The sequence below is a fragment of the Pyrobaculum sp. genome (genome assembly GCF_049971835.1).
In the GTDB taxonomy this organism is placed as follows: domain Archaea; phylum Thermoproteota; class Thermoprotei; order Thermoproteales; family Thermoproteaceae; genus Pyrobaculum.
The window spans coordinates 1-8,078 of sequence record NZ_JBMFKV010000097.1 but is presented as its reverse complement, the minus strand read 5'-3'; the positions used below and the strand labels follow the sequence as shown (position 1 = coordinate 8,078).

Here is an 8,078-nt window from a genome sequence, read left to right as displayed (position 1 = left end):
GAGGGGGCGGCGGCATTGGCTTCGCTGGCGCGATGGGCCTATGCGGCTCCGCCCCTGGCTTCGTGTCTTCTGGCCGTGTCTGCCGGCGGCGCCTCTGCATCGGCGTTTATTATGTATAGATGAGTTGTGTTGATCTAGGCGCCTAGCGACTTGTAGAGGATGTAGATGCCTACTGCTATTATCAGCGCGCTGTATATCTTCTTTAGGGTGTCTCTCGGCGTCTTGAGCGCCAGCGCCGCCCCGAGGTAGCCCCCGGCTACGCCTCCTATTAGGTATAGGGCGGCTATGGCGACTAGTGTTTTGCCGTATAGCGCGTAGATTAGGCCGGTGGCGAGGCCGAAGGTGCCTACGGAGATTAGGCTCGTGCCGACTGCCTTGGAAATTTCAAGCCCGGCCACGTACATCAGCGTAGGGACTATTAAGAAGCCTCCCCCTATCCCGAAATACCCACTTAGGAAGCCGACTAAAATACCGGCGGCCGCCGTCTTCGGCGTGGAGCGCCTTGGGGCGTTTCGATGCGACTTGGTGGGTAGCGCCATGGAGCCCCCCACGGCTATCATAAATACGGCGAAAAGAGCCAGCAACCCCGTCCCGGGGGTGACGTGCCCCAGGTAGGCGCCGGCGGCGGAGCCGGCGAGGCCTGCGGCGGCGAAGACCGCGCCTGTTTTTAGATCTACGTTTTTCTTTTTGAGGTGTATGAGGGAGTTTATATAGGCGTTGAGGCCTACGGCTAGGGCTGTGGTGCCTACCGCAATGTGGGCGGCGTCTGGCGCTTTTTCCAGCCCTACCATGTAGAGGAGGAGGGGGACCGCCAGTATGCTACCTCCCCCGCCTACTAAGCCGAGGGAGAAGCCAACGACAAGCCCCGCGGCGGCTGAGAGGAGGTACTGGAGTGGGGCGAGCTCCATGGCGCGGATCTAGGGTAGTGGTTCTAGTTCCTGGAGGGTCTGGGGGTCTATTCTTATCTTTCCCAGGTGCACCTCGTCGAATTCTGTGGTGGTGGCGTATAAAACGGGCCTGGGATCGAGCCTCTCCACTACGCCGTAGCCCGCCAGGCGGCCGCCTCTGTAGAGGGCTACCAGCAGGTTTCTGAGGTAGTGCGGGGGGACTGTGTACTCCCTGCCCCTCTTCTGGGGCTCCGGCACGTCTCCCGGCGTGTACCTCCCCCACGGGCACTCCACAGCCTTATCTACTCTACAGTTTGTAATTTTCTGCGGCTCGATCTGTAGCTTAACCGCCAGCTTGATGTGGCGCCTATACGCGAGGTTTCTCAAATCTCTCCTCTCCTGAGGCCCCCTTGGCAGGACGTGTCTCGGCTTCGTCACTACGCGCCCCGGCAGTATCTGCTCGCCGATGTTCACTACTGTGGGCTCCACAGCGTCGGCTAGGGCTTTCAGCATCTGGAGGCCGCGCCCCGTCGCCCAGCCCGGGGTGTTTACTATTATTAGATGTGGGTACTGGGCCGCGGCTTTTCTCAACAGCCTCACCACGCCGGCCACGAATAGGTCTTCCATCCCCTGGAGGTTTGTGGCGCCGATGTAGTAGGCGTCGTGGGGCTCTAGCTCCGAGACGTGGGGCACGGGGGCGGAGGTGCAACTATACGCGATGAAGCCCGGCGGCCCTATGTCGGCCTGGCCGACGTCTGCGTCTACTACACATACCCTCCTGCCTCTCCTCACGTGGGTATTGAGGAGGTATGTGGAGAGGCTACTTTTTCCAGAGTCTGTGGGGCCGAGCAGGGCCACTGTGCCCTCCAGCTCCATGCGCCAGTCGGGAGGCACGGCGGCGCCCCGTACTAGGACGAGCTCGCCGCTTTCAATTCCCATTTTCGCGGGGCCCTCCACGGGGTACTGCTTGTGCGGGGGAACTGCGAAGCTTTGAAATGCCCCGCCGAAGACTTCGCACAGATCCTCGCACTGGACGTGGGCGGGGCCTCTGACGAGGGCTGTGTATCCCCCCGGCACCTCTACTTTAAACATATAACACTGGATGTGTGTAGGTTATATGTCTCGCCTCTTGACCCTCGTCGCGGTGCTGGACGACGTGTTTTTATTTGTCCTGCCGGCCGTCGTAGCGCTGTTGCTGTACTTCTCTGGGCTTATCCCTCTGTGGGCCGCCGTGGCTGTGTCGGCTCCCTTTGTGGCGCTTGCGGTTTATGTAGGCTTTAAGGTGTTTAGAGAGGCGCCTAGGGGCTACACGTACGTCGGCGGCAGAGGCGTGGTCGTCGAGGATTTGAAGCCGGTTGGCGTGGTGAAGATCGGGGGTGAGTACTGGAGAGCAGTGTGTGACGGGTGTTGGGCGGCGCGGGGAGATTGCGTAGAGCTGGTTGAGGTGAGGGACGGCGTGGCCTACGTCAAGACTTGTCGCTAGGCGACAAGAGGTTTAGCAACTCCCAGGTGTGTTTCATCACGTCGATCTCGTGTTTCATCTTGGCGTAGGTCTCCTCGTCTATCCTCCCCGCGGCCCTGGCGTCCTCGATTTTCTTTTCGAGCTCTACCAAGTCGAATTTTGCCAGATATTCCCTGGTGAGGGCCCTCGCCCAGAGGTAGAGCACCCTCATCTCGATCTCAGCCATCTTCCGAGACAGCGCGTCGAGTTTCTCCTGGTATTCATTTATCTTCTTCTGCAACTCTGCGGAGAGGGTCTCGTAATCCTTGTCGGAGATTAGGCCTAGCTCCCGCTTGGCGAGGAGGACCTCCTGCTCCTTCTTCAAGCTCTCCACCACGTTTCTCAGCTGGTCAACTCTTATCTTGATCCGGGGGAGGTCGGCGTCCCAGCTCGACTTCGTCTTGGTGGCAGAGTCTGTGAAGGCCCTCCAGGTGTCTTCAATACCTTTGAGCTTCTCGTCGTATTGAGACAGTATCTTCTCCAGCTCGCCCAGGGCTAGATACGCGACGTCGAGACTCATCTCAACAACTCCTCAAGCTCTTTCTTAAGTTTTTCGTAAGTTTCGCGAGATATCTTTCCCTCTTTCAACAACTCCTCAAGCTTCGACAGGGAGAGCTTCAGCGATATGACCTCGGCGCTTGTGGAGGTGGAGAGAACCCTCTTGAAGTGGGCGCCGAGGCCCTCCTCAAGCGCGGCGTATTTCGACTTCACCTCGTCGAGGAGGTTGCGTAGGGCCTCCAGCTTCGTCTCTATATCTCTCTTAGCGCTGTCGTAAGACTCCGGCGGCATGAAGTCTTTCTTCAGCTCTAGCTCAGCGAGCATCTTCTCGTAGTCGCCGATGGTCCTGCCCAGCAACTCCTGCGCCCTCAGCAACGACATCTTCTCCACCTCCCACTGCCTCCTCACCTTCACCACGTCCCCCTCGTACTCTCTCCACATGTTGTCAAGCTTCTTCACCAAGTCGTCGTATTTCAAAACCACGTTGTCTATCACAGGCTTAACAGCCTTCTCGAACTCGGCCTCGCCCTTCTCCGGCGCCAGGGGCAACACCTCGGCCAGGGGCTTAGGCGCCTCCTCCGGCCTGGGGGGCGCCGCGGCTCTGGTCCTCTCCTCACGGGTGAATCTTATGAATATGGGGCACTCGGTGTAGTTCCCGATGCAGTACCAGCTGAAGGGGTCTATGGGCTTGTTGCTGTAGCCACATACAAACCCGCCTTCTCCGCGTCTCAAAGCAGGGCAGACGCTCATCGCCCCTATGTATTAGAAAATATATATTCGTTACGGCTTCAAATCTCCAACCACGACGTTGACGACTGATTGCAAATCCTCCAGCGTCCCCACGTCGTAGAAATACGCCTCCTTCGCCGTGTAGACAGCGACTCTAGGCATTAGCGATGTCGCTAAGACGTTCATGTCGAGGTACTCCTCGCCTAATTTCTTCACCACGTCGGCAGAGATTATGTATATACCGGTGGACGTTATGTACTCAATAGTAGGCTTCTCCCTCCACGCCCTCAGCGCCGATCCCTCCGTATCCAAGACGCCGAAGCGGAGAGAGGCCTTGTACCTCTGACCGACGATAGTCAGCAGAGCGCCCGCTGATCTGTGCAACTCAAGCGGGTGTCTAAGATCTAGGTTTGTCAACACGTCTGTATTAACCACCGCCATATCCCCGCCGGCCCATTCACGGACGTAGTAAAGCTGGCCGGCCGTGCCCAGCAACTTCCTCGACTTGAAAAACACCACGTCTGGATACAACTCCGAAAGGTAGCTCTCCAACACCTCCTGCATGTAGTACCCAACTACGGCGATCTCCCCCACGCCGTTCATCCTCAGCCACTCAATGATGTACGCAATCAGGGGCCTACCCCCCACGGCGACTAGAGGCTTTGGCAGAAAATACGTAAGAGGCCTCAGCCTAGTGCCCAGACCCGCCGCGAGGATAACAGCCTTCACAAATAGTCCCCAAGCCCCTGCCTCTTTAAATGCGCCCTGATTTTCTCAACCTCCTTCTCCATTTTCTTCACCTCGGCCAATATATCTCTCTTAGCCTCCTCCTCGCCCCCGCCCGGCGCCTTGTAGGTGCAGTAGCCCTCTGGAGTCATCGCCCTGGCCTCGCAGTAGGCGTACTGGCACCTAGCCCCTATACACTCGTCGTTTAGCCACGTACACCAGAACACTATCTTATTCCCCCTTATAGTGGGCTTGAGAGCCTTCTTCCCACATCTAAACAACGAAGAGCTGTTGGGGCCGAAGGCGCACCGGGGGCCTAGGCACAGCATTTTCTGGGCCACTTACCAATATACAACTATCTATTTAAATCTTGTATCCAAAAGACTCGAGAAACGAAACCACTTCGTCGCGGCGGGGTGACGACCTGGCGCCCGGCCGCGTCACTTTTATAGCGGCGGCGGCGTTGGCGAAGAGAAGCTTCTCGTATAAATCCCTCCCCTCTAGATACATGGCGATGTAGGCGGCGGCGAAGCTGTCCCCCGCGCCCGTGGTGTCGACGGCGTTTACCTTAAAGGCGTCTACCTGGAGGAGCCTCCCCTCTTTGAAAGCCACGGCGCCTATGGGGCCCAGGGTTATCACCAGCTCTCCAACCCTCAGCTCTCTCGCCAGCCTCTCTATTGCGGATTTGTGGTCCCCGGTGTTTGCCAGGAGCTTGGCCTCTACGTGGTTCATGAAGACCACGTCGACTCCCTCCACCGCCGCCTTCACAATTTCAAGCCCCTTCCTGGCGAGGGCCGTGCCGCCGTCTACCGACACCGTGGCGCCTATCTCCCTGGCGATCTCCTTAGCTCTTAAAATCAGCTCGGTCCTCCCCGTGGCTAGGTGAATGTGCCGGACTCCGGAAAACTTGTCCACGGTTAAGTCCGCGGGGGTGAGGCCCAGGTTGGCCCCTCTGTGTGACAGCATTCTCTTCACCCCGTCTGGGTGCACCAGAACCACCACTACGCCCGACCTCATCCCCCTGACCCTCTTTACAAACGTAACATCGACCCCCTCAGACCTCAGCTCTCTCAGAGATATCTCGCCGAGGGGATCGTCGCCGACTGCGCCTATAAACCTCGCCCCCAGCCCCATCCTGGCGACCGCCACGGCGAAATTGGCGGCCGACCCCCCGCCCCCGGTGTACAGGTCAAGAGCCTCGACGTTTTCGTCGGGGCCCGGTAGCTCCGATATCCTGAGGTAGAGGTCGAAGTTCAGGTTTCCAATAGACGCAACTACCACGACATGTCAAAATTTTAAATATAAATACAGTGACGGGGGCGTGGAGGTTCAAAAGCTCCTGGAGTTGAGAAAACTACTAGAGGAGAGGATTGCGAAGCTCCAGCAGGAGTTATCCCTCTACACCTCGCTACTGGAGTTTCTGGATAAGGCAATTGGAGAGCGGTCTTTCTCAACCGCCGCCCAGCAGATGGCGGCGAGGCCCGAATCCGTCGAGGAGGTCAAGGGGAGGGGCGGAGAGGTCTACGCCAAGGCCGAGGTGTACCCAAACTATCTCTACATCAAGTTTAGAGAGCCTGTGAAGCTAGACAGCTTATTCAAGAGGTTTTTCCTCGACAAGTTCCTCCAGAAGTATAGAGAAGAGGACGCCCGCGAGGCTAGGCAGGGCTCGATAAGCCAAGACGAGGTGCTGAGATACGAGCTTGAGGGCGGGGAGGGGGAGGCCGTCGCCCTTAAGATCTTCAACTACCGCACAGAGGAGAGGAAGAGGGAAATCCTCCGGGTACTCCGGTGGACTTTGGAAAAGGTCTACTCCGGCTGAGCCACCTTCTTCTGCCTCTTATATAGCTCAAGCATCTCCGCCACGGTGGTGGCCTGCTCTGGCGACTTGTCGCTTCTGTAGCGGCCGGTGAACCTCGGGAACCTCACCGCCAGCCCCACGCCGGGCCGCACCGCGCCGAGGCAACAGGTGTGTAGCGGCGAGAGAGTTATCTCGGCGCCTATGACCTCTATCACCACCTGGGGGACGAACCAGACGTCGGCCTCCATCTTTGACACCACCCTGGGGTGTCTGTGGGGGAGCTTGAGGGGTTGCAACGTTTCGTACATCTTCTTGAGGTCGGCGTCGGTGAAGCCGCTCCCCACTTTACACACGGTGTAGAACATGTCCGTGGAGGGGTCGTAGGCCGCCAGGAGAAAGGCGCCGTAGAGGCCAGCCCTCTTCCCGCGGCCGTGGAACGCGCCGACCACCACGAGGTCGACGGTGTCTATCATCTCGCTGCGGTAGTCCCGCTTGTACTTAATCCAGTTCCACCCCCGGGCGCCCATTTCATACACAGAGGTCGGCGACTTGCAGATCAGCCCCTCCGTGCCCATGGAGACCGACTCGTGGAAGAAGACGTCCACCGAGTCGGGGTCGTCGAAAATCCTCCACTTAGCAATGGATACCTTGTCGCTCTCCTTGACGATCTCCGAAAGCTTGACGCGGCGGTAGATGAGGGGCTCCTCGGTCAGGTCCTCTCCGTCTACGTACAACACGTCAAAGAGGTAGAGGACGGTGGGGTACATCTCCACGGCCGCCGCTACTTCGTGTTTCCTCTTCCTATGCATCAACTCCTGGAAGGGCAACATGTCGCCGGTGTCGGGGTCGACGGCCACTATCTCCCCCTCGAGGATCGCCTCCCCCGCCGACACCGCCTCCCTTACGGCCTTCACCACGTCTGGATAGGCGTGGGTGATGTCCTCAAGCCTCCTGCTGAAAATCTTCACCCCGGCCTTTGAGATGTGGATCTGGGCCCTCTCCCCGTCGTACTTGTACTCACACACCGCCGAGCCGCCGAGCTTGGCGAGGATCTCGGATGCCGAGGACAGCCTCTGGGCCAGCATGGGCAACACGGGCACGCCCGGCGTGATTTTTATCTCCTCCAGCGGCCTCCCCTCGGCGACGTGCCTAGCGAGGCGGCCCAGGTCGGGGTAGACGTGATAGGCCCTCTCCAGAGCCTCCTTCTCCACGCCGAAGGCCTCGGAGAGCCCCTCTATAATCGTCATGTCGGCAACCCCCAGCCTCAGCCTCCCCACGACAAAGCGGGCGATGTACTTCCCCTCCTCCGGCGACGCCCGCGCGAAGAGAGAGGAGAGGAGGTTTACCTTCAAGTCCTGCGCCCCCTCCCCCGACGCCCTGGCCACCTTGAGCAACACGTCGTACACCTCGGAAACCTCAAGCGGCTTCTGGGAGCCGAAGGCGAGAAGCCCAGGCCGCTTAGAGGCTGAGAGGGCGCGCCTCGCCGCCTCCCCCACGTCGCCCGTCTTCTTGTACAGCGCCTCTAATTCAGAGGCCGGGGCCCCGCTTGCCTTAGACAGGGCTCTGATACACAGCTTCTCGGCAACGCCGAGCTCCACCCCCTCCCACGGCGGCCGCAAGTCCCCCAGGATGAAGTAGACAATCTTGTCGATCTCCCCAGGGCTTGCTTTCTTAAACAGCGAAGTAAGGAGCTTTACCATAGTCGTCCTCTGAGTCGTCGACTCTATGGCCGCGAGAGCCTTGACCAGCTCCCCAAATTGCACTATGTACTACTCTTTCCAGCTTAAAAATGTTGAGAAAAAAGCTCGAAGCCTTTCCGACCCCTCCCCGAGTCCCAACGTAGCCTCTCACCTCGTAAGTGCTCTATATACCGGCTCTAGGCGCATGAAGGCGTCTAGGGCGCCGCCAGTGAGGCGTATCTTTCTTTCTACTCTGCTCC

The 8,078-nt window shown here is 58.8% G+C and carries 10 protein-coding genes; 2 read left to right on the top strand and 8 right to left on the bottom strand.

Going from position 1 to position 8,078, the window contains the following annotated elements; translation table 11 throughout:
* Positions 1–134 precede the first annotated feature (134 nt).
* Positions 135–908 carry a sulfite exporter TauE/SafE family protein gene (locus tag ACP5J3_RS09000; RefSeq protein ID WP_428495381.1) on the bottom strand — a complete coding sequence of 258 codons (774 nt, stop codon included), beginning with the start codon at positions 906–908 and terminating at the stop codon, positions 135–137.
* Between the two features lie 9 nt (positions 909–917).
* Positions 918–1,979: a Clp1/GlmU family protein gene (locus tag ACP5J3_RS08995; RefSeq protein WP_428495380.1), complete on the bottom strand. Its 1,062-nt coding sequence runs from the start codon at positions 1,977–1,979 to the stop codon at positions 918–920.
* A 25-nt stretch (positions 1,980–2,004) separates the two neighbouring features.
* Between ACP5J3_RS08995 and ACP5J3_RS08990 the strand changes: the two genes are divergently transcribed.
* Positions 2,005–2,370: an NfeD family protein gene (locus ACP5J3_RS08990; RefSeq protein ID WP_428495379.1), complete on the top strand. Its 366-nt coding sequence runs from the start codon at positions 2,005–2,007 to the stop codon at positions 2,368–2,370.
* On the opposite strand, the gene ACP5J3_RS08985 is transcribed toward ACP5J3_RS08990, so the two are convergent.
* From ACP5J3_RS08985 to ACP5J3_RS08965, 5 genes are read right to left on the bottom strand one after another with little or no spacing between them, the layout of a single operon-like run.
* Entirely contained in the window at positions 2,354–2,908 is a 555-nt protein-coding gene (locus ACP5J3_RS08985) for a hypothetical protein (protein ID WP_428495378.1), read from the bottom strand. The genes ACP5J3_RS08990 and ACP5J3_RS08985 overlap by 17 nt on opposite strands.
* Positions 2,905–3,636, bottom strand: coding sequence for a hypothetical protein (locus tag ACP5J3_RS08980; protein ID WP_428495377.1), 732 nt, complete (start codon positions 3,634–3,636; stop codon positions 2,905–2,907). The genes ACP5J3_RS08985 and ACP5J3_RS08980 overlap by 4 nt, the downstream gene beginning before the upstream one ends.
* A 30-nt stretch (positions 3,637–3,666) precedes the next feature.
* Positions 3,667–4,344: a nucleotidyltransferase family protein gene (locus ACP5J3_RS08975; RefSeq protein WP_428495376.1), complete on the bottom strand. Its 678-nt coding sequence runs from the start codon at positions 4,342–4,344 to the stop codon at positions 3,667–3,669.
* Positions 4,341–4,682: a hypothetical protein gene (locus ACP5J3_RS08970; protein WP_428495375.1), complete on the bottom strand. Its 342-nt coding sequence runs from the start codon at positions 4,680–4,682 to the stop codon at positions 4,341–4,343. Before ACP5J3_RS08970 ends, ACP5J3_RS08975 begins: the two co-directional genes overlap by 4 nt.
* 22 nt (positions 4,683–4,704) lie before the next feature.
* On the bottom strand, positions 4,705–5,622 hold the full coding sequence (locus tag ACP5J3_RS08965) for a carbohydrate kinase family protein (RefSeq protein WP_428495374.1): 918 nt from the start codon (positions 5,620–5,622) through the stop codon (positions 4,705–4,707).
* 40 nt (positions 5,623–5,662) lie between these two features.
* Here ACP5J3_RS08965 and ACP5J3_RS08960 point away from each other — a divergent pair, with 40 nt between their 5' ends.
* Positions 5,663–6,160: a hypothetical protein gene (locus ACP5J3_RS08960; RefSeq protein WP_014289525.1), complete on the top strand. Its 498-nt coding sequence runs from the start codon at positions 5,663–5,665 to the stop codon at positions 6,158–6,160.
* Here ACP5J3_RS08960 and ACP5J3_RS08955 read toward each other — a convergent pair.
* Positions 6,148–7,902, bottom strand: a complete 1,755-nt coding sequence (locus ACP5J3_RS08955) for an ATP-dependent DNA ligase (RefSeq protein ID WP_428495373.1) — start codon at positions 7,900–7,902, stop codon at positions 6,148–6,150. The genes ACP5J3_RS08960 and ACP5J3_RS08955 overlap by 13 nt on opposite strands.
* Between the last annotated feature and the right edge of the window lie 176 nt (positions 7,903–8,078).